A 21,054-nucleotide genomic window follows, 5' to 3' on the forward strand; every position below is an offset into this window, starting at 1 on the left:
ACTTTTTTAACTTACACCATGCGCCCGGTAGAAGCCTTACGAAATAATTTTCCGTTTGAACCGACTGAAGACCAGGCGAAGCTTTTTGCTAAACTCGATGAGTTCATTCTGAATAAAGGGGAGGAGCGACAGGTGTTCCTGCTGAAAGGATATGCCGGTACTGGTAAAACGACAGTTGTTACCTCCTTGGTAAAAATACTCAACTCGTTTGGGTATAAGTATGTGTTGCTTGCCCCAACTGGGCGTGCAGCTAAGGTAATGGCCAGCTATAGTGGCCGCGCGGCTTTTACGATCCACAAGAAGATCTATCGACAGACGGCTAATCCTTTTTCAGAAGGACTTTCCTTTACCCGCCAACCAAACAAGTCTGATAACACTGTTTATATAGTGGATGAGTCCTCTATGATATCTGATGAAAGTGGCTTCGGAGAAAACGGTTTACTGCAGGACTTGCTGCAATATGTATTCGACAAGAAGAACAATAAACTACTACTGATTGGCGACACAGCACAGTTGCCGCCGGTAGGGCAGGCCTTGAGTCCATCTTTAGATGCAGAGTACCTGAAGCAGAACTTCCGCTGCCATGTGCAGCAAATTGAACTGCGCCAGGTAATGCGTCAGGCTGAGGCATCGGGCATACTCATGAATGCGACGCAACTGCGCGACCGCATGAAGCAGGAAAAGCTGGATATAAAGCTCTTTACCAAGGGCTGGCGTGACATCTACCGGATGACTGGCGAGAAACTGGAAGACGGGCTCCGCTATGCTTATGACAAGTTCGGTATCGAGAACACCATTGTTATCTGCCGATCAAATAAAAATGCTAATCTCTATAACCAGCACATCCGCCGCAGAATCTTCTTTGCAGAAGATGAGTTAGGTGTAGGCGATTACCTGATGATTGTGCGGAACAACTATTTTTGGCTGCCAAAGGACTCTGATATTGGCTTTATGGCCAATGGAGACTTTGTAGAGGTAACCAAAATTATCCGCTACGAAGACATGTATGGCTTCCGGTTTGCCGATGTTCGTATTCGTTTTGTAGATTACCCTGATGCGCAGGAGGAAGAGGTGAAAATAATGCTTGATACGCTTTACTCTGACGCTCCTGCCTTGCCAGCTGACCAGAACAAGAAGCTCTATGAGGAAGTGCTGCAGGATTATATGGATATCAAGACGAAAAAAGAGCGGTATAAAGAGCTGAAGAAAAACCCGTACCTTAATGCATTACAGGTTAAGTTTGCCTATGCCCTCACCTGCCATAAAGCGCAGGGTGGTCAGTGGCAGGCCGTTTTTGTGGATCAGGGCTTTCTGAAAGAGGATATGGTGAACGAAGAGTTTGCCCGATGGCTTTACACAGCCCTTACTCGCTCATCAGAAGAGCTGTATCTGCTGAACTTTAACGAACAATTATTAGTTGACTGACAAAAGAAAATCTTATTTTGCATCGTTTTTGATATAAAACAAGTATATACTTTATCGCATAAACTTTAACCCTCTACATAGATGAAAAAAGTAATCCTTTCTTTTGCATTCGCAGCCCTTATTGCTGGTGGCGCTGTAGCGCAGGAAAAACCTAAGGCAACTGCCCCTCAGGAGCAAGCTACAAATGGCCCTGCCCTGACATTCGAAGAAAAAGAATTTAACTTTGGCGACATTACGCAAGGCGATGTAGTGGAGCACACTTTTAAGTTTAAGAACACAGGTACACAGCCTCTTGTAATTGAGCGTGTGGATGTCACCTGCGGTTGTACTACTCCAGCTTGGTCTAAAGAGCCAATTATGCCTGGTAAAACTGGTTATGTTACGGCTAAGTTTAACAGTGCAGGCAAATTAGGCCAGCAGAAGAAAGCGATTACAGTACACTCTAATGCCGCTGATGGCGCTAAGTACGTGTACATAGTAACGAACATCAAAGAAAAGACCACAGCTAGCGCTGCTAAGAACTAAGCCTCAAAGCTTATCAAAGTATAAAGGCCACCTGAAAGGGTGGCCTTTTCTTTTTCTTAACCTAGAGGTGACATACATATTGTTATCTTTATATAAACACAGTCCATCTCATGGTTAAGAACAGACTTATAACTGCCTTTCTATTCCTATCCTGTATCGCCACCAAGCCAGCCAAAGCTCAAAAAGCAGAACAGGACGTAAACATAGCCTATGGTTTTGCCTCTTCTCCACTTATTACTAATGCATTCTGGCACTTATTTAGTGACAATACAAGGTTAAAGGCACTAGGCCCAATTTCAGCAGAATATAAATACCATGTCTCTGACAGGATTGTAGTAGGAGTCACTGGTTCCTTTGTCCAGATCAGTACGCGGTATAAAACCTCTAACACGCTGAGCTATCGCAGCAAGTACTATACACTGATGCCACAGTGTCTCGTATTTTTTGGAAAAAAGAACAAAGTAGAGGCTTATAGTGGCATATCATTAGGTGTAAATTATGCTACGGCTGTCGATACAGATTATGAACATATAAGAGAAGAGGTAATACGTGCGTCTTATCACCTTACTGCTTTGGGAGTTAGAACGACAAAGCGCACCGGTCTTTTTGCTGAAATGGGCTATGGGTATAAAGGGCTACTGAACGTGGGGCTGAGCCACAGGCTGACAGGGAGCAAAAAAAAAGCAAAGTATGACGTACATACTTTGCCTTACAAGTGAAATCAGCAGCTTATGTTTAAAGTGCTTTCAAAATAGCATAAAACAACGCACCCCAGCCAACTATCAGGAGTGTTCCTCCAATAGGCGTGATGGCTCCCAGCCAGGTAATGCCTGTAGCGCATAGTACATAAAGAGAACCAGAGAATACCAGCACTCCAAGAAAGAAGCACCAAGCAGCTACCTGTAGCGCTGGCTGTTGTACCTGAAATAACAACAAACCTACCGCCAGGAGCGCCAAAGTATGGTACATCTGGTATTTTACGGCAGTCTCGAAGGTGTCAACGCGGTTGGTGGCTTGCAGCATAGGCGCAAGCGCATGAGCACCAAAAGCACCAATAGCAACAGTCAGTGCACCAAAGGCACTGGCAATAAGTAGTATAGTTTTCTGCGTCACTGTTTTAAATATTTGCGTATGCCTGCCTTATAACAGGTGCCTGTAAAGGTACAACAGTGAGGGCTAAAAAGCACCCAAAGCCTATTTATTACTCCGCCTCCAGGGCCTCAATCAGCTGTTCTTCAAACTCTTCCTGGCTATCGTACTGCGTAAACTCCAGTGTTTTGTTTTCTGCTTTGAGTTGTGTTACCACGTCCAAAGCTACTACAAGCGGTTCAGCTTCTTTTCCCGTTAGGTCACTGTCCCAATCGGTACCTACAAGCAGCTCATCGCCATACATGCCTACGCACCAGTTCTCCAGGAACTCAACCAGGGAAATTGACTCAGGTTTGTAGTCAGACCACTCATCATCGGCACAGGCTGCTGCACCATCTCTAGAAGACCAGAACAAAATTACTTCTGTATCCTCAAATTCTGAGGAGCTGGAAGTTGCCCATGTGTCATTCTTAGTTAAGCCCCACACCTCTTCTGTTTGTACAACATGCTGGATAAAGGCTTTATATTTTTGCTCAATTGTACTCGCATGCTGTGTCATGTTTGCGCTCTGTTTTTGGTGAGAAATTTTATTTGCAGGCAAAATACAAAAAATATATATACTTCAAACTTATGTGAAGGGGGAGTGGTTACAGCTGGCTGAACAAATTTGGATAGTCTGAGATGATTCCATCCACTCCTAACTGCTTTAATCGCTGCATTTCTTTGAGATCGTTCACCGTCCAAGGTACCAGCTTCATGCCTTGCTCATGTGTTGCCTTTATAAGGGAAGGAGTAACAAGTTTAAAGTATGGGCTGTAGATGGTAGGGGTAAACCCCAGCTGTTCCAGGTTCTTCTCTAGACCTTTCAGGTTCTCTACCAGTAAAGCCGTTTTTATATCCGGATGCTTCTGATGCAGCACTTTAAGCGTACGCGGATCAAAAGATTGAATGATGACATACGGTCTTATCCCTTTCTCATCAATAACAGCCACTAACTTATCTATAAATTCTTCAGGTGCTGGGTGGTATATTCCATCTCCGGAAGGTTTTGACTTGGTTTCAATGTTGTAGAATACCTGCGCTAGACCTTTTTCCTTAATGTATGCCTGAGCTGAATCAATCACCTCTGATAACAAAGGCTTGTATGCTTTCATCAGCTGTTGCTCCGGAAACTTGCTGTAGTATTTAGAGCCTACATCAAAAGTACGAATCTGGCTGTACGGCATTTGGTACAGCACATATTTTTTAGCGTCTGCAGCCGGAATCTCCGCACCCGAGGGCAGCAACTCATGCTCCGGATTTATGAAAGGGTCGTGGGAGAGAAGCACCTGCCCATCCTGGCTGATATGTGCATCCATTTCCAACGTAGTAACTCCTGAGTCCAAGGCCTTCAGCATGGCCGGAACGGTGTTTTCTGGCAACAGTCCACGCGCTCCACGGTGACCTTCCTTATCAAAGGCAGGTAACGCTACAGACGATTGCTGGGTTGGCTTGTTTTGTGACATACTACTGGTGGTGCATGCTATGAGCAGGAGTAGGGTAGCGAAAAAAAAGGATCTGATACGGCACATGGTTAAGAAGTTTGTTCTGGCACAAAAATGAGGTACTCTGCATCGAAATAAAACCTCAGGAGCTATACTTTACAATTACTTAACAAGTAGCAGTACCTATAGATATATCCTCGACTTCGCTGCTAAGTCCTTATTTCTTGCTGTAGTCTCTGGCACCAAAGATGCCGCTGCCTACCCGGATCATGGTGCTTCCTTCTTCAACTGCTATTCTCCAATCCGAAGTCATGCCCATAGATATCTCCTTAAAGTCGTTATTGGCGAAGAAGTAGGTTTCTTTTAAGCGGTCAAAGCAGCTACGCAATTGACGAAACTCCTGGCGAAGTTTCTCCTCATTGTCTGTGTTGGTTGCAATGCCCATCACACCCGTCAGGCGAATGTAGTGCATGCTGCGGAATTCTTCTGACTGTACTAGTGACTCGGCTTCTTTCAGTGTCATACCAAACTTTGTTTCCTCGTCAGCGATAGAAATTTGAAGCATACAGTTAATTGGATGTGTTCGGCCAAACATCTCAGCGCGCTTGTTTATCTCTTTCAGAAGCTTGAGGCTGTCAACAGACTGTATGGTATCAACAAACTCTGCAATGTACTTCACCTTATTTGTTTGCAGGTGGCCTATCAGGTGCCAGGCTATATCATGCGGAAGCTTTGCATATTTATCTATCAGTTCCTGTACCTTGTTTTCACCAAAAAGACGGTGTCCGGCATCATAAGCCTCTTTGATGACTTCTACAGGATGTGTTTTGGATACGCCCACCAGGCGGCAAGGAGTATTCTTTAGCTGTTCGTCGAAGTATAAAATGTTCTCTTTTATGCTCATAGTTTCTATAGGTTCTTTTTGTATCTCTGTAGTGCTTGGTTTAGTTAGTCTTCCAGCACATTGGCTAAAAAGGTGTTTTTCAGGAGCATCCAGATGAGTAGTAGTAGCAATGCCCATTTTAGGTACACCTGATAATAGTCACGGGTATCGCGGAAACGCTTTTCAGTAACCTCTGTTTTCTCCAGCCGGTTGATGTTTTGAAACACCTGCTGCAAGGCATCTTTAGAGTCTGCCCTAAAGAATTGCCCTTGGCCGATCTGTGCGATTTCTCGCAGGTTTGTTTCATCCATCAGCGTTTCTACATACAGTATCTGGCCAGAGCCATCAACGTCGTACGGTATCTGCCCATCTTTACCAATCCCAATGGTATAAAGTTTTATACCATATCCATAGGCCAACTGGGCGGCCAGCTCAGGGTCAAGACTCCCGGCTGTATTCTCTCCATCACTGATAAGAATAATCACCTTACTCTTGGCATCAGAATCCCGCATACGGTTAATGGCTACCGCCAGGGCACTACCGATAGCTGTACCATCATTTGGTATCATCTTAAAGCCAATAGAGTTTATACTTTCGCGCAGCAGGTCGTAGTCTGTTGTAAGTGGTGCAAGCGAATAGGCATCGCCGGCAAAAACAACCATACCGATCCTGTCCTGCACACGCCCATCTATAAAGTTGAGTGCCACTTCTTTAGCAGCTTCAAGGCGGTTTGGCTTAAAGTCCTGTAACTCCATAGAACCAGACACATCCAGTACCAGCACAATGTCGATACCTTCTGATGTAAGTTCCACCTGCTCATTTACCCGTTGAGGCCTTGCCAGCGCTAAAATTACCAGTATTGTAAAAAGCATGAAAATGATACGTGGCACAAAGCGCAACAGGCTGCTCCACTGCCAGCTTACCCGCCCCTCAAAAAGGGCCATATCAAGCTTAATGCGGGTGTTACGGCGCAGTATGGACTTCAGCAAGAACAGCAAAGGTATAGCCGGCAAAGCATAAAGTGCCACTGGGTATACCCAATCAAATGAAAGGAGTGTGCTTATACTAAACCATTCCGGGTTCAGCCATTCCCATAAATCACTATTTAGTTCTAGCATTCTTAATCTGTTCCCGGTGTAATTGGTACCGCTCTCGCGAGAAGCGGCGCAGCATACTTAGTGCAAGGTTGGCTTCACCTTCCGACTCTGTCTGTAGGTTACCATAGATGGCCTTATCGCAGATGCGGAGTGCTGTGTTCACTTCTTCATCGTCGTTATAAAATTCCACAATCTCTTTTGTTGTGAAGGAGTTGATGGCGCTTCGCTCCAGCTTCGTTAGATAGTTTTTCCAAAGCGACACGGCCTTTTCGAGGCTGGATTGTACTCCGGATTTCTGGAACCTGTCTTTATGAGAATTGAAGCGGGATGTATAGTAAATATGGTCTTTGCGTAAACGGTACAGCTTATACCTGCGCCTGATTGACTGTCCGAAAACAAGCCAAATTAAACCTACAAACGCTACAACTGTAACGAGCCACAGCAGCATTACAGGCCAGTTAAATCGCTCCTCAACCGGTAATAGCGTCGTGTCGGCACGAACGATTAGTGGCTCCTGGACAGACTGCACCATTTGCTGTAGATGAACTGCACGGGTAGGTGCGTAAAGGTGCAGCGTGTCCTGGTCGCGAAGTATATACACAGGTAACGATAGTTGCTGTACTGCATCTGTTTCGAAAGTTCGCAAAGTATAAACAGCACTATCAGTACTAAGTCCGTCCTTCGTTTTGGTAGGGAAATAGTTGTTTTGCACCAGCTCAAAAGGAGCGAAGTTGAACTTTGCGGAAGGCAGAACAACTTCCATAGAATCCGGGTGGCGGTGCACCAGCGTATACTGCACTAACTCTCCGAGCCGAACGGTATCCCGGCTAAAGCTGCCTGCAGGCTGTTGCGGCTGTTGTGCCATAGCTGCCGAGTAATAGAAACACAGCAGCAGAAGTATAAGCAGTTTATGCACTTTTCTTTGTAGACTTATTCCGTAACCTGAACAGGTTTACCAGCTGTGGCACATAATCTTCGTTTGTATCGATAGCAAGGTAATTTGCCTGGTACTTCTGGCAAAGGCGCATGAGTTGCTCCTGATTTTCCTGGTACTGCGCCAGGTATCTTTTCTGGAATTCCTCTCCCGATGTGTTTAGCCAGACGGTACGGCCAGTTTCTTTATCCAGTATAGGCACTATACCCATTGGCGGCAACTGCTGCTCCCGGATGTCGCGCAGGTGCAATACAATTAAGTCGTGGCGACGAGCCAGCATACTTAGCTCTTTTTCATAGTTGATGTCTATAAAGTCGGAGAGGAGCAGAATAATGCTGCGGCGCCTGATGATGTCGAGCGTGAGTTTTATACCAGCTGCCAGATCCGTTTTAGCAGATTTAGGCTCCAATTCGCTAACAGCTTTGATAATGGAATAAGCCTGCTGTATACCTTTGGCAGGTTTCAGGTACTTTTCTTTTCTGTCTGAGATACAGATTATGCCTATCTGGCTTTGCTGCCGTGCAGCTGACAGAGCCAGTACCCCGCAGATCTCTTTTCCCACATCCAGCTTTTGCTGCAGGCCAGTACCTATGCGCTGCGAAGCACTGACATCCAGCATCAGAAAAACAGACTGCTCTTTTTCCTCCCGATAAGTTTTCACGAAAGTACCATGGCCTTTGGCCGATACGTTCCAATCTATGGAGCGTACATCATCACCATACTGGTAAGATCTTACGTCATCAAACTCCAGGCCTGTACCTTTGAATACAGAATGAAAATCTCCCTGCATTTGAGTAGTGATGGCCTTTCGGATGCGTATTTCGTACTTTCGTAGCTTCTTTACAAGCTCTTTCATGAAAAGGTAAACTGCAGTCTGATTTTAAAATTAAGCTATAAACTCGTAATATGCATCCGTGAAAAAACTTTTCTACATACTTTTTTGCCTAAGCCTGCTTGGCTGCCAGAGCGAGAACGGACAAAAGCCGTCCAATAGGATACCAAAAGACAAAATGGTTAGCATACTGGCGGATATTCATACCATAGAGGCACTCATAGAAACCAAGGTAGTTTACCCAGATACGGCCCTGATGATATTCAACCAGGAGCAACAGGAAATATTTGAGAAGTATGATGTTACGCAACAACAGTTCAAGGATTCTTATAACTATTACCTGAAAAACCTGGCGGAAATGGATGCTCTTTACGAAACAGTAGTTGATACCTTGAGCATGCGCGAAACTAAGGCTCAGATCAAATCGGGTAGTAACCCTGAACAAGCCCAGCAGTAGTACCTCTTACATTAACTTACTGCCATTAGGCACTTTACTGGCAGGTTGAGCAAGTACAATAGCACCATTCTCATCAGCGAATCCTGTTACTAGTACCTCTGACATAAAGCTGCCAATCTGCTTCTTGCCCAGGTTGGTTACGCAAAGCACCTGTTTGCCTACGAGCTCATCTTTTGTATAGAGCTTGGTTATTTGTGCGCTCGACTTTTTTATCCCTAGTGGCCCTAAATCGACCTGTAGTTTATAGGCTGGCCTTCTCGCCCCCGGAAAGTCTTCTGCAGCTACAATAGTACCGACACGTATATCTGTTTTTTCAAATTCCTGCCAGCTTATCTGTTCCATCGTTTGTTCAGGTGCATGCATGTCTCAAATGGTTTAGTTATATCTCGGGATGAAGATAAGTATAAGTATGGAACGGCACCAAAAACACCTACTGATAATGCTTATCTACAGGTATAAAATATAAGCTTATTACTACTCAAAGCCTGTTTAGCAACATAAGCACCTCTGCATCGTAATCCTATGCATCCGGCTTTGCTGCCTAAGTAAAGCACTGTAATCTGCCATTTGTACAAAACAAAACTATGAAAAAGGAATCCGGAGCCACTCTACCTGTTTGGATGAACCATGAGCAAGCACCTGTCAGACAAGTGCTGCGCGAAAACATAGCCTGTGATGTTTGTGTGGTTGGCGGAGGTATAGCGGGGCTAACCACTGCCTACCTGCTGACAAGGGAAGGAAAAAAGGTCGTGGTGCTGGAATCAAAAGAAATAGGGGGTGGGGAAAGTAGTCGCACTACGGCTCACCTTTCAAATGCTTTAGACGAGCAGTATTACAACCTGATCAAGCTTTTTGGGAAGGATGGTGCCCGCCTTGCCTGCCAGAGCCATGCCCGTGCCATCGACAAAATTGAGCAGATTGCAAAAGAGGAAAATATAGACTGCGATTTTCACCGGGTTGATGGTTACCTGATTGCAACATCTCCGGAGGAACAGGATAAACTGATGCAGGAGTTAGAGGCGGTTCAGCAGATAGGGTGGCCAGAGGTTGTTTTGCGTAAGCATTGCCCTGTAGACTCCCTATCAACCTATCCTTGCCTGCATTTTCCTAACCAGGGCCGCTTTCATATTATGAAGTATTTGAATGGGCTGGCCAAATCGATTCAGGATAAAGGGGGGCAGATTTATTCCGGTGCACACGTTAAAGAATTCAAATCTGGTGCTGTCGCCACGGCTATTACAACAGAAGGTCATTCCATATCAGCAAATCATTTAGTGGTGGCGACTAATACACCTGTTAACGATAAGTTTGCTATTCATACTAAGCAAGCTCCTTACCGCACTTATGTAGTAGGAGTACAAGTTCCAAAAGACTCAGTTCCGGACGCGCTGTATTGGGATTTGAAAGATCCGTACCACTATGTGCGCTTGCAGAAAGAAACAGCGGGAGACGAGACCTTTGATTTGTTGATTGTAGGTGGTGCGGATCATAAGACAGGACAGCATGATAACCCGGCAGAATGTTTTGAAGAGCTAGAGCGCTGGACACGCCTAAAATTCCCGATGGCTGAACAGGTAATTTACCGCTGGTCTGGCCAAGTATATGAGCCTGTAGATGGGCTTGCTTTTATAGGCAGAAATCCTGGTGACGAAGATAACGTGTACATAGCAACAGGTGATTCTGGCCATGGTATGACACACGGTACCATCTCCGGCATGCTTATCACAGACCTGATTATGGAACGACCTAACCCTTGGGCAAAGTTGTATGATCCGGGTCGATCAGGACTTAAAGGTGTAGGGGAGTACTTGAAAGAGAACCTGAATGTAGCAGTTCAAATGAAGGACCATATTACCCCTGGTGAGGTAGATGATCAGATGGAGGTGCTACCAGGTACTGGTCGTATTTTAAGAAAAGGCGCTACTAAAGTTGCTGTCTACTGCGACCCAAATGGGGTACGTCATCAGCATTCAGCGGTATGTCCGCACTTAGGCTGCGTTGTTAGCTGGAACAGTGTAGAAAGCTCCTGGGATTGCCCATGCCATGGATCACGCTTTGATCCGTACGGGAAAGTAGTGACAGGCCCAGCCAATACCGATCTGGGCCCGGCTAAGTAATTTATTATAGAAGTTTGTGCAGCTAGAGGCTTATAGGTAGACCCTACTTGTAAGCCTCTAGCTTATTAAGACGCTCATTTATTGAGGCGGCCCAAGCTTGCTGTTGCTCTTTATCTAAACCGTGTCTGGAGGCTTCATCAAAAAGGTCCTGCTCTGCTTTCCACTTCTTAAAAGCATTGTTAACTACAGTGCTTAGGTTGCCTTTCAGGTTGGAGCAAGTAAGCTGTTGTAGGTCTTGGCGCAGTTGTCGGGCATGTACCTCGGTAAGATCGAAATGCAGTTGCTCATGCGCCAGTAATTTTTCAGATGTTTTGTTCTTGGTCCAGGACTGCTGTGGCAGGAAAACGCATTTAACTTCGTAGGTATACTGATTGTTTTTACACCCCGCATTAACAGCCAAGTTAGCAGCTGTGAGAGCGTGATGAGGGTTAGCATCATCGGGCATGCCTTTGAAATCGCTCCAGGTAAGCCTGCGATCTACAGACCATGTAACCTGCTCTGTAATAGCATTATCAAAGGAGGAGCTTGAAGTGTTACTTTTGTCAGTAGATGCATCCGCATGCAGTGCTGGTTGCAGTAATCTTGTCCATAAGGACAGGAAAAGGGTAATCGTAAACATCAGGACTTCGGCTAAAAGTTGATACTGTTTCTGGAGGGGGAACAGCAGCCAAATCTAAAAAGTGCCCTAAATTTGTACTTTACCTGACTAACAGTCTTTTGCTTAAAACTTTAAACCTTAGTGTAAGTAAAACGGCTGCTACGGAAAGCCCTACTAGCAAACCAAGCCAAATTCCGTTTACACCAAAGTCGGCTTTAAAACAAAGGATGTATCCCACTGGCAGTCCCACTCCCCAGTAAGCCAATAACGAAATTAAACTAGGAATTCGTACGTCTTCAAGGCCACGTAAGGCACCTAAGCCTACCACCTGAACTCCATCAGAGATTTGGAATAGAGCCGCTATGATAAGTAATCCTGATGCTAACTGTATTACTTCCTGATCATCTATATACAGTACCGGAATAACGTTTTTGAAGAGTATCATCAAAAGACCACTGCCTATCATAAAAATGATTCCCATCACCAGGTTGCTGTAGCCTGCCATGCGCATATCTTTATAGTTGCCCAGGCCTTTCTGATTCCCAACACGGATGGTTGCAGCAGCAGCTATGCCACTAGCCATCATGTAAGTAACAGAAGCCACGTTTATGGCAATCTGATGTGCTGCAAGCTCTTTGGCACCCAGCCAACCAATCATTACGGCCGAAAAGCTAAAAGCACCCATTTCAAAAATCATTTGTCCGGATATTGGAAGTCCCAGCTTAAATATCCGGTACATGTGGATGAACGAGAGGTGGCGCAGTTTTAAGAAGTGGCGGAAAACCTCAAAACGCTTTGCGTAAAGCACCCAAGCTGCCATGGCTATAGCCATTACTATTCTTGAGATTAAAGTTGCCCAGCCAGCTCCCAGGATACCCATGGGCTCAAAACCTAACTTACCAAAGATCAGGATATAATTAAGCACCACATTCAGACCATTCGCGATTATAGAAATATACATAGCCTGCCGCGTAAGCGATAAGCCTTCAGCAAATTGCCGAAAGGCCTGAAATACCATTAGCGGCACCATGGACAGGAACAGAATATTGATATAAGGAATCGCCAGCTCAACAACCTTTGGCGGCTGATCAAGCACCGTGATGTAAGGCGACAGAAAATACCCGGCAATGAACAGCAAAATCCCCAGCAGTATGTTTGATACTAGTCCATTTAAAAGCAGAAGAGATATGCGGGTGTAATTACGGCGGCCATCGGCAGCGGCAATCAAAGGTGTAATACTGTAGGAAACACCAAGGCCAAATACAAGGGTGATGGTAAAGATGCTATTGCCAAGTGAGGCCGCAGCAAGAGGCATAGTACCCGTTTGGCCTACCATCAAGCTGTCGAATACACTAACCAGTATATGCCCCAACTGGCTAAGCACAACTGGGTAGGCAAGTATAAAATTTCTGGAAAAGTGTTTTTTATATGCAACAGTATCCATGCGGCGCAAAATCTGGAGTAAATGGCCGCAAAATTAGCACAATTTACCGACACTAACCGCAGAAGAATAAAGATAAAGGGTATAGGCTTGATAGCTATGGTCTTATCTATACCCGAAATTTTAGCCCTAACCTGTTGTAGTTAATCCCTGCAAGTGCTTAATCTGCTAATAGAAGGGCAAGCCCCTGGCGGAGGCGTTGCATAGCATCCTTCACACGGTGTGTTTCAACGGCAAATGACATACGTACATGACCAGGCACACCGAAGCTATCTCCGGGAGCCAGTTCTAAATTGTAGCAAGTACGTAGATAGCGGCAGAGGTCAGGTGTTGTTTTAAGTTGTGCGCCGGTTATACTTGTTCGGTTTAGGTAGTAGCTCAGGTCCGGGAAAAAGTAATAGGCTCCTTCAGGTAAGAAGTATGTTACATGCGGTATTGCATCCAGGCCTTCTCGCATTATCTCTCGATTTTGCTCCAGCATTTCCAGCATCGGAGCCAACTCCTGATCACAGGCTTCTAAGGCGGCCAGAGCAGCCTCCTGTATAAAAGTACTCACCCCAGAGAGTGTAGCACCCTGAAAATCGATGCATTTATTTACCAAGTCCGCCGGGCCAAGTATAAAACCAAGCCTCCAGCCAGACATAGCGAAAGATTTTGAGAAGCCGTTTACGACGACTGTTCTCGCCGCTTTTGCCCCTTTACAGGTAAGGATACAAGTAACAGGGCTGCTGTAAGTAACAAGGTCATATATTTCATCGCAAATGACATAAAGGTTTGGGTACTGGTTAGTAACCTCTAACAAAGCTTCCAGTTCTTCTTTTGTATAAATACGGCCCGTAGGGTTTCCAGGGTTAGTTAACAGAAGTATACGAGAGCGCTCAGTAAGTACACTACTAAGCATCTCTGGCATAAGTTTATAGCCTTCCGCTAAGTGAGTAGGTAATGGAACAAGCTTACCTGGGCTGTACCTTATCAGTTCATGAAATCCAAACCAAGCGGGGGTAGGCACCACCACCTCATCACCCTGCCGAAGAAGTGTTATAAACAGGTTGTAAAGCGCCTGTTTGACACCCGGGGTTATCAGCACCTGCTCGGGCTGTACCTCTATGCCTTCTGCTTTATACTTGCTGCTAATGGCCCTGCGTAATTTTAGAATTCCTTCAGTTGGTCCGTAGGTTGTTTGGCCACTTTGTAAAGCCGTAATGGCAGCATTGGTAGCCGTGGTGGGTGATTTAAAATAACTGCTACCAGCAGCAAGTGAGATTATTTCCATGGTTTGCCTATAGCGTATTTGTGGTATAAGATAGGGTTTATGAGGTGAAAGATAGCAGAATACTATTTAAGGAATTAAACACCATGTGCATGAATTTCTTTACTGGTCAACAGCGAAAAGCACATCCGCAAAGAGCTGCTTACTGTCATAGAACACCTTCTCTATTCTGAAACCACACAACTGGCCCAGCATTTTGATCTGAGGGATTGTGTATTTATGGGAGTTCTCTGTATGTATGGCTTCCCAAGCATTAAAATGATACGTTTTGTTTGATCCCTGTATATGTACATCTTGATCTGACAGACTAATCAGGAAGCTGCGCATCACGCCCTCTAACGGGTTGTACATGGCATAATGTCGGAACTGATTGACGTTAAAATCTCCGCCCAACTCTTTATTTATGCGCTGCAACAGGTTAAGGTTGAAAGCAGCCGTGATACCCGAGGCATCGTCATAAGCTTTCAGTATCATCTCTGGATCCTTTCTTAGGTCAACACCCATAAGGAGCTGATCTCCGGGTTGCAGGTAACTGCGCACACTTGTCAGGAAACGTATACTTTCAGGTTCCTCAAAGTTGCCGATGTTGGAGCCTAAAAACAGTACGACTTTTCTTTCACTTTTATTTTCCTGTAGCCAATCCAGCGACTGAAAGTACTCACCAACTACTGCTTCCACTTTTAGGTTAGGAATTTCATTGTGCAGGCTTTTTGATAACTGCTGCATGGCATCGCCTGATATATCTACAGGAACATAATCAAAAGCCAGCTTTTGTTGCGTGAGCTCTGCTAAAAGTACTTTAGTTTTCAAGGCATCGCCAGCACCAAGGTCTATCAGGTGAAAATAACTCCCGCGGGCAAAGAGAGCCGCCATTGCCTGCTTGTTAGTTGTTAATACTTCCTGCTCGCATCGGGTAAGGTAATACTCAGGCAGCTCCATTATCTGCTGAAAAAGCCTGCTGCCAGTTCCATCATAAAAATAGCGGGAGGGAAGTGTTTTTTGCTCCTTGCTAAGACCTTCATCCACATCACGAGCAAAGGCAACCTTTGCCGGAATACTTACCTGCTGATTTACAAGTTCAGTAACACTCTCGTTTTTTATCATATTACCTTCTGGATGCTAGTCTTATGCCGCTGTATTGCCAGCGTTTGTCCGGGTGAAAAAAGTTACGGTAGGTGGTACGGATATGACTTTCTGGTGTGGCGCAGGAGCCACCTCGCAGCACCATCTGGTTAATCATAAACTTCCCATTGTATTCTCCCACGGCACCAAGCGCTTTGCTGTAACCAGGATAAGGGTGGTAAGCACTGTAAGTCCATTCCCACAGGTCACCGAAGAGCTGCTGCACCCCCTCAATAGCAGGGTTCGCTGCAGAAGGCTCCAGTAAGTCGGTTTCTACAAAGTTGCCCTCTTGCGGTGGGTATACTTGTGAGGCTGCCTCCCATTCAAATTCAGAAAGTAAGCGCTTTCCAGCCCAATTAGCATAAGCATCGGCTTCGTAAAAACTAATGTGGCAAACAGGGTCGTTCAGGTTAACTTTCTGTAGCCCATGCATGGTGAAACGGTGCCATTCATCATCCTGCTTCATCCAGTAGAGTGGCGCTTCTAGTTGATTTTGGTTTACCAGCGCAAATCCTTCATCCAACCAATGCCTGAAGTCTTTATAGCCACCGTCCTCCATAAACTCAAGGAACTCTCTATTGGTAACCAGGCGATTCATGATTTCGAAATCATCAATCTGAACCTCATGTACTCCTTGCTCATTATCAAAGCAAAAGCCCTCACCAGTATAGCCGATTGTATAGTGGCCGCCAGGCACTTCTAAAAACTTTCCCGGAGTAGCGTCTGAATTGATTGTTCCCGCTGGCTGCTCTTTATAAGTAGGGAGCAGAGGATTGGTGCCTAAAATATACTTTATATCAGTTATGAGCAGCTCCTGATGTTGCTGTTCATGCTGCAGCCCCAGCTCCAAGATAGGCAGAAACTTGACAAGCTCTTCCTCAGGTGTTTGCTGTAGTAGCTTATGTATATGCTCATCAACATGCTGACGGTAAGCATAAATATCTCGCAATGGCGGACGAGTAATAGTACTTCGCTGGTGGCGTAGTACTCGACTTCCGAGGCTGTTGTAGTAGGAGTTAAACAGGTAAGCGTATTGCGGGTGAAACACCTTGTATCCTGAAAGGTGAGGCAAAAGTATAAGTGTCTCGAAAAACCAGCTGGTGTGTGCCATGTGCCACTTGGGCGGGCTCACGTCCACCATAGGCTGCACAACTGTATCCTCAGGCTCCAGTGGTTTGCAAATTGCTTCTGTACGCGCACGTGTGTGGTGGTAACGCAGCAGAAGTGTTTGTGAGGCGGATGCGGTTAGCGTACTCATGGATGCTTAAGTTTAGGCCACAGTGGCGTGTGAATGGTTAGAGCAGACTTAAAGCTCTGAGTTAAAGTGAGGTTGAATATATAGTTTAGTAGCTGAATTTGTACTTCGTTCCTCATTTACGACAAATCCGGCAGGAATGGTTTATCTTGCCACCTCATATAGTATAAAAACATGAGCCTTCATCTTAGCTTTAGCCCGCATACTTTACAGTTTAAGTTTGATGCCCGTACATCCCGTGGAGCCATAAAAACGCACCAGGTATATTTCTTAAAAGTATGGAAACCTTCTATGCCCGGCGTTTATGGCTTGGGTGAATGTGCTCCTTTAGCGGGTTTAAGTATAGACTTTCGACCGGATTTGGAAGAGAAGCTTCAGCAGGTTGTTGACCTGGTGAATAAAGGTAAAGTAGCGCTGAAAGCAGGAGGGGAACTGCCAGAGGAATTAGAACTGCAGGAATGGCCAGCTTTGCGCTTTGCGCTTGAAACAGCATTGCTGGACCTTCAGCATGGCGGCAAACGCCAAATCTTTGATAATGCCTTCAGCCGTGGGGAGGTGGGAATACCTGTAAACGGGCTTATCTGGATGGGAGACAGGTCGTTTATGCAGGAGCAGATCGAAAAGAAACTGAAAGAAGGCTACAGTTGCCTGAAGCTCAAAATCGGTAGCCTCGACTTCAAGACAGAGCTTGAGATTTTGCAAAGTATAAGAGAAGTGGCAGGTGCAGATCAGTTAACAGTACGGGTAGATGCTAATGGTGCCTTTTCGCCTCAGGATGCTTACAAGAAACTGGAGCGTTTGGCAAAGTATGAGCTGCATTCAATAGAGCAACCCATCAAGCAGGGGCAGTTGCAAGAGATGGCGCAGCTCTGTGCTTATACCCCTGTACCTATTGCCTTGGACGAAGAGCTAATCGGGGTACAGGATGCACAGCTGCAGGCAGCACTATTGGAGACAGTTAAACCGCAGTACATCATCCTGAAACCAACTTTAGTAGGAGGATTCACGGCAAGTGCAGCATGGATACGAATGGCAGAAGAGCGCGGCATTGGCTGGTGGATGACCTCCGCCTTGGAGTCGAACATTGGGCTAAATGCCATTAGCCAGTTTGCTGCAGCGCACAACATTACTAAGCCCCAAGGCTTGGGTACAGGCCAACTTTATCACAATAACATTCCTTCGCCGCTGCATATTGTGAATGGAGAGCTGTGGTATGAGGATGAAAAAGAATGGGAGATAAGCCTATGATCTATTGAGCTATGGCTGTTTTACATAAACACCACTCTACAATGAAGGCTGAAAGCTTAGCTCACATTCGTCGTCTTGATCAGAAGCCTGCGATACTTGGTGAAAATACTGGATTTAGAAACAAAGCCCAGGTATTCATCTCCATGAAGTACAGGTAAGTTCCAGGCACCAGACTCATCGAATTTCTTCATTACATCGGCCATACTATCATCATACTGCACGGTGGCAGGAGGTTTCACCATCAGCTCCTTTACCTTTACCAGTTCATACTTTTCAGTCTTGAACATGATTTCCCGTACATTCTCAAGAAGTATAACACCATCCAGCTTTCCGCCTGCAGTTACGACCGGGAATAAATTACGGCGGGAGTGCGCAATAACCTCCACCAGTTCACCCAAAGTTGCCTCTGGCGAAACCGGCTGAAACTCAGTCTCTATCAGGTGCCGAATCTTCATGATGCGCAGGATGGTGCGGTCCTTATTGTGCGTGAGCAGCTGCCCCTTTTGAGCCAGCTTCTTCGTGTCGAGCGAGTAGGGCTCAAAATACTTCACCAGGGCAAAAGAAGAAGCTGCCACTATCATCAACGGAATCATTAAAGTATAACCACCGGTGATTTCAGCAATTAGAAAGACAGCAGTAAGCGGTGCATGCATAACCCCACTAAGTATGCCAGCCATCCCAACCATAGCAAAGCTGCTGGTAGGCAGATTGCTGATGTTAAGCAGGTTTACCAGACGGGAGAAAAAGAACCCGGTACTGGCCCCTACAAACATAGAAGGGGCAAAGTTTCCACCGTTACCACCTGAGGCAATGGTTATGGTAGTAGCAAAGACTTTAACCAGTGCCAATGCGCCAACAAAGCAAAGTATAAGCCACTCGTTTGTGCCGAAAAAAGCTAACCAGCTATCCTGTAAGAGTTGCTCTGCATGCCCAGCCTCCAGCAGTCGGATACTATCGTAGCCTTCTCCGAAAAGTGGCGGGAACAGCATAATAAGCAGGCCTAGTAAAGCACCACCTACAATGGCTCTGGTTAAAATTTTTGTTTGATACTCCTCAAATAGCTCCTCTACCCGTAGGGCTGTGCGGGTGTAATAGACTGATACCATGCCGCAAAGGATTCCCAGCAACACATAAAAAGGCACGTGCTCAGCAGCAAAAAATTCACGTTGGCCGATGTTGAAAAGAATGTCCTCCTGTAGAATTATCTTCGAGCAAAGAGCTCCGACCACTGCAGAGATAATCAGAGGAATGAATGCAGAAATACTAATATCGGTAAGCAGCACCTCGATGGCGAAGAGTACCCCTGCTATGGGAGCATTAAACACAGCAGCTATACCGGCTGCGGCACCAGATGCGAGTAATAAAGTTCTATCACGGTAATTTAAGTGGTACTCCCGCCCGTAGTTAGCACCAATTGCCGAACCAGTGACCACGATAGGAGACTCCAGACCAGCCGACCCCCCAAAGCCTGCTGTAATGGCACTGGTAAGTACATGAGAGTACATCTTGTGTCGCTCAACCAGGCTCGATTTTTGTGAAATATTGTAGAGTATATTAGCGGTACCCCGCCCAATACTTCCCCGGAAGAAAAAGGTCACCACCAGTACCGTCAGAAGAATTCCTATCAGCGGGAAAACAACCAGCCAGTAGGGTTGGTCTAACAAGCGGTTTCCGTAAGCGAGCAGAGCCTGTATGTAGTGCACCAGTGTTTTGAGCACAACAGCAGCAAAACCAGCTGTTAGCCCCACCAGCACACTCGACACTAGCATAAACTCTCTGTCGGAAGTATGGCGGCGAAGCCACAGTAAAGGAATCTTTATTTTTTTATAGGAATAAGGCATTTGGCAGGAGGACCTGATCTAATCGTGTACTTGATCCTACAAAATTAGGAAGAGCTAAGGCGAAGGCCAATTAATATTTGCACTCTTTTAACTTAAACCTACCAAAAAAATGTTTACCCGTAGCCTAACCTCAACCTCTATTTCACTGTTTAACTAAAGGCTACGTATATAAATGGGCATTTCAGGTGAGATATACTAATTTATGAATAATAATATAGAGCAAGAATTTTATAATCTCGAGCTCCCGGAGGAGCGTGGGCCTTTCCATATTATCGGCGATGTGCACGGCTGCTTTGAGGAGCTTGTTGAACTACTGGAGAATCTGGGGTACCAGATAGCTTTTGATAAGGATGAGGTAAAATACTTAGTCTCGTCCCCGGATAGCGGTAAAGCTGTTTTTGTAGGAGACTTAGTAGATAGAGGACCTAATTCCCCGGAAGTGTTGCGCCTAGTAATGGACATGGTGGAGCAAAAGGTTGCTTATTGTGTAACCGGTAATCATGACGATAAGCTACTTCGCATGCTTTTGGGAAGAAATGTGCAGATTAGACATGGACTGGAACTAACAAAGGCACAACTCGAGTCCTACGATGCCGTGTTTCGGGAGCGCGTAAAATACTTCCTTGCTAACCTGCCACACCACCTTGTTCTTGATGAAGGAAGACTTGTGGTTGCCCATGCAGGTTTAGAGGAAAGGCTGCACGGGCGCAATACAAAAGGAGTAAGAAACCTCTGCCTTTATGGCCCTACAACGGGAGAGTCAGATGAAAAAGGCCTTCCAGTGCGCTTAGACTGGGCAGCAGATTACTGTGGCAAAGCCATTGTAGTTTATGGCCATACGCCTGTGCATGAGCCTATTTGGCGGAATAATACGATTAACATTGATACCGGCTGCGTGTTTGGGGGTAGTCTTACTGCGCTTACCTATCCTGATCATGTTATTACCACTGTTGTATCACGCCATACCTATGCAGAGTCTGTAAGGCCATTTATTCGTTACCAGCAGCTTCATCCGCAGGCTTCTCCCTCTTAGGCGCCTCTTCCTTATACTTGTCGTGGCTAACTAGTTGCTCCAGGTGCTCTTTCGCTAAGTATTCTTCAAACTCACTGAGATCAGTTTTCTCCCAGAAGGGGATTTTGTTCTGTACAGCTGTGCGCCCTATAACATGAGCTGCCACAGGTGCCGTGATAGAGGTAAATACCCCGATAGCCACCACTTTCAATAAGATTCCGGGCTGATTAAAATAGATACCCATTCCTAGCAAAATCAAACCTAATCCCAGTGTTGCTCCCTTTGTGATGGCTGACATCCTGATGTAGAAATCAGGAAAGCGAAGCAAACCTATGGAGGCAATTAACATAAAGCATACGCCGGCCAGGATAAACACGCAGCTTATAATTTCTCTTACCAATTGCCAGTTTATACCTGTTTCCAT

Annotated in this window: 22 protein-coding genes; 7 read left to right on the forward strand and 15 right to left on the reverse strand. The window is 45.6% G+C overall.

Translation table 11 applies throughout. The features are described from left to right. Nucleotides 1-18 precede the first annotated feature (18 nt). The 3 genes from PKOR_RS17635 (at nucleotide 19) to PKOR_RS17645 (ending at nucleotide 2,669) form a co-directional block, all read left to right on the forward strand. A complete protein-coding gene (locus tag PKOR_RS17635) occupies nucleotides 19-1,425 on the forward strand; it encodes an ATP-dependent DNA helicase (protein ID WP_046312442.1) in 1,407 nt (468 codons plus the stop codon). Between the two features lie 81 nt (nucleotides 1,426-1,506). Beyond that, entirely contained in the window at nucleotides 1,507-1,950 is a 444-nt protein-coding gene (locus PKOR_RS17640; RefSeq protein WP_046312443.1) for a DUF1573 domain-containing protein, read from the forward strand. 110 nt (nucleotides 1,951-2,060) lie between these two features. Next, on the forward strand, nucleotides 2,061-2,669 hold the full coding sequence (locus PKOR_RS17645; RefSeq protein ID WP_046312444.1) for an outer membrane beta-barrel protein: 609 nt from the start codon (nucleotides 2,061-2,063) through the stop codon (nucleotides 2,667-2,669). A 16-nt stretch (nucleotides 2,670-2,685) separates the two neighbouring features. Here the strand turns inward: PKOR_RS17645 and PKOR_RS17650 are convergent, their stop codons facing one another. From PKOR_RS17650 to PKOR_RS17680, 7 genes are all read right to left on the reverse strand, one after another. After that, on the reverse strand, nucleotides 2,686-3,063 hold the full coding sequence (locus PKOR_RS17650; protein ID WP_046312445.1) for a DUF423 domain-containing protein: 378 nt from the start codon (nucleotides 3,061-3,063) through the stop codon (nucleotides 2,686-2,688). A gap of 88 nt (nucleotides 3,064-3,151) precedes the next feature. Beyond that, complete coding sequence (locus tag PKOR_RS17655; RefSeq protein WP_046312446.1) at nucleotides 3,152-3,598, reverse strand: DUF2750 domain-containing protein; 447 nt, start codon at nucleotides 3,596-3,598, stop codon at nucleotides 3,152-3,154. Between the two features lie 88 nt (nucleotides 3,599-3,686). Further along, nucleotides 3,687-4,544 carry a glycerophosphodiester phosphodiesterase gene (locus tag PKOR_RS17660; RefSeq protein WP_046312447.1) on the reverse strand — a complete coding sequence of 286 codons (858 nt, stop codon included), beginning with the start codon at nucleotides 4,542-4,544 and terminating at the stop codon, nucleotides 3,687-3,689. Between the two features lie 196 nt (nucleotides 4,545-4,740). Continuing rightward, a complete protein-coding gene (locus PKOR_RS17665; protein ID WP_046312448.1) occupies nucleotides 4,741-5,427 on the reverse strand; it encodes a YggS family pyridoxal phosphate-dependent enzyme in 687 nt (228 codons plus the stop codon). Between the two features lie 44 nt (nucleotides 5,428-5,471). Then, a complete protein-coding gene (locus tag PKOR_RS17670; protein ID WP_046312449.1) occupies nucleotides 5,472-6,524 on the reverse strand; it encodes a vWA domain-containing protein in 1,053 nt (350 codons plus the stop codon). After that, a complete protein-coding gene (locus tag PKOR_RS17675; RefSeq protein WP_148561738.1) occupies nucleotides 6,508-7,368 on the reverse strand; it encodes a hypothetical protein in 861 nt (286 codons plus the stop codon). The genes PKOR_RS17670 and PKOR_RS17675 overlap by 17 nt, the downstream gene beginning before the upstream one ends. 43 nt (nucleotides 7,369-7,411) lie before the next feature. Further along, nucleotides 7,412-8,293 carry a DUF58 domain-containing protein gene (locus tag PKOR_RS17680; protein ID WP_046312451.1) on the reverse strand — a complete coding sequence of 294 codons (882 nt, stop codon included), beginning with the start codon at nucleotides 8,291-8,293 and terminating at the stop codon, nucleotides 7,412-7,414. Nucleotides 8,294-8,351: 58 nt separating this feature from the next. Here PKOR_RS17680 and PKOR_RS17685 point away from each other — a divergent pair, with 58 nt between their 5' ends. Then, nucleotides 8,352-8,726, forward strand: coding sequence for a DUF4296 domain-containing protein (locus tag PKOR_RS17685; protein WP_235336708.1), 375 nt, complete (start codon nucleotides 8,352-8,354; stop codon nucleotides 8,724-8,726). A 6-nt stretch (nucleotides 8,727-8,732) separates the two neighbouring features. Here PKOR_RS17685 and PKOR_RS17690 read toward each other — a convergent pair whose 3' ends face one another. Next, the gene (locus tag PKOR_RS17690; RefSeq protein WP_046312452.1) at nucleotides 8,733-9,068 is read right to left on the reverse strand and encodes a tRNA-binding protein; all 336 of its coding nucleotides are present in this window, start codon (nucleotides 9,066-9,068) and stop codon (nucleotides 8,733-8,735) included. A gap of 242 nt (nucleotides 9,069-9,310) precedes the next feature. On the opposite strand from PKOR_RS17690, the gene PKOR_RS17695 reads away from it, so the two are divergent. Continuing rightward, a complete protein-coding gene (locus tag PKOR_RS17695) occupies nucleotides 9,311-10,843 on the forward strand; it encodes an FAD-dependent oxidoreductase (protein WP_046312453.1) in 1,533 nt (510 codons plus the stop codon). Nucleotides 10,844-10,886: 43 nt separating this feature from the next. Here the strand turns inward: PKOR_RS17695 and PKOR_RS17700 are convergent, their stop codons facing one another. From PKOR_RS17700 to egtB, 5 genes are all read right to left on the reverse strand, one after another. Further along, nucleotides 10,887-11,462 (reverse strand): DUF922 domain-containing protein, encoded by a 576-nt coding sequence (locus PKOR_RS17700; RefSeq protein ID WP_046312454.1) that lies wholly within the window; start codon nucleotides 11,460-11,462, stop codon nucleotides 10,887-10,889. Nucleotides 11,463-11,541: 79 nt separating this feature from the next. Continuing rightward, nucleotides 11,542-12,885, reverse strand: a complete 1,344-nt coding sequence (locus PKOR_RS17705) for an MATE family efflux transporter (RefSeq protein WP_046312455.1) — start codon at nucleotides 12,883-12,885, stop codon at nucleotides 11,542-11,544. Nucleotides 12,886-13,042: 157 nt separating this feature from the next. Continuing rightward, nucleotides 13,043-14,155: a pyridoxal phosphate-dependent aminotransferase gene (locus PKOR_RS17710; RefSeq protein WP_046312456.1), complete on the reverse strand. Its 1,113-nt coding sequence runs from the start codon at nucleotides 14,153-14,155 to the stop codon at nucleotides 13,043-13,045. A 99-nt stretch (nucleotides 14,156-14,254) separates the two neighbouring features. Next, entirely contained in the window at nucleotides 14,255-15,256 is a 1,002-nt protein-coding gene (gene egtD / locus PKOR_RS17715; RefSeq protein ID WP_084694832.1) for an L-histidine N(alpha)-methyltransferase, read from the reverse strand. Between the two features lies 1 nt (nucleotide 15,257). After that, nucleotides 15,258-16,532 (reverse strand): ergothioneine biosynthesis protein EgtB, encoded by a 1,275-nt coding sequence (gene egtB, locus PKOR_RS17720; protein WP_046312457.1) that lies wholly within the window; start codon nucleotides 16,530-16,532, stop codon nucleotides 15,258-15,260. A gap of 171 nt (nucleotides 16,533-16,703) precedes the next feature. Here egtB and PKOR_RS17725 point away from each other — a divergent pair, with 171 nt between their 5' ends. Next, a complete protein-coding gene (locus PKOR_RS17725) occupies nucleotides 16,704-17,777 on the forward strand; it encodes an o-succinylbenzoate synthase (RefSeq protein WP_046312458.1) in 1,074 nt (357 codons plus the stop codon). 56 nt (nucleotides 17,778-17,833) lie between these two features. On the opposite strand, the gene PKOR_RS17730 is transcribed toward PKOR_RS17725, so the two are convergent. Then, nucleotides 17,834-19,618: a chloride channel protein gene (locus PKOR_RS17730; protein ID WP_046312459.1), complete on the reverse strand. Its 1,785-nt coding sequence runs from the start codon at nucleotides 19,616-19,618 to the stop codon at nucleotides 17,834-17,836. A 202-nt stretch (nucleotides 19,619-19,820) separates the two neighbouring features. On the opposite strand from PKOR_RS17730, the gene PKOR_RS17735 reads away from it, so the two are divergent. Beyond that, nucleotides 19,821-20,651: a metallophosphoesterase gene (locus tag PKOR_RS17735; protein WP_046312460.1), complete on the forward strand. Its 831-nt coding sequence runs from the start codon at nucleotides 19,821-19,823 to the stop codon at nucleotides 20,649-20,651. Here PKOR_RS17735 and mnhG read toward each other — a convergent pair. Then, complete coding sequence (gene mnhG, locus PKOR_RS17740; RefSeq protein ID WP_046312461.1) at nucleotides 20,608-21,054, reverse strand: monovalent cation/H(+) antiporter subunit G; 447 nt, start codon at nucleotides 21,052-21,054, stop codon at nucleotides 20,608-20,610. The two genes, PKOR_RS17735 and mnhG, sit on opposite strands and share 44 nt — an antisense overlap.

The organism is Pontibacter korlensis (assembly GCF_000973725.1).
GTDB lineage: Bacteria > Bacteroidota > Bacteroidia > Cytophagales > Hymenobacteraceae > Pontibacter > Pontibacter korlensis.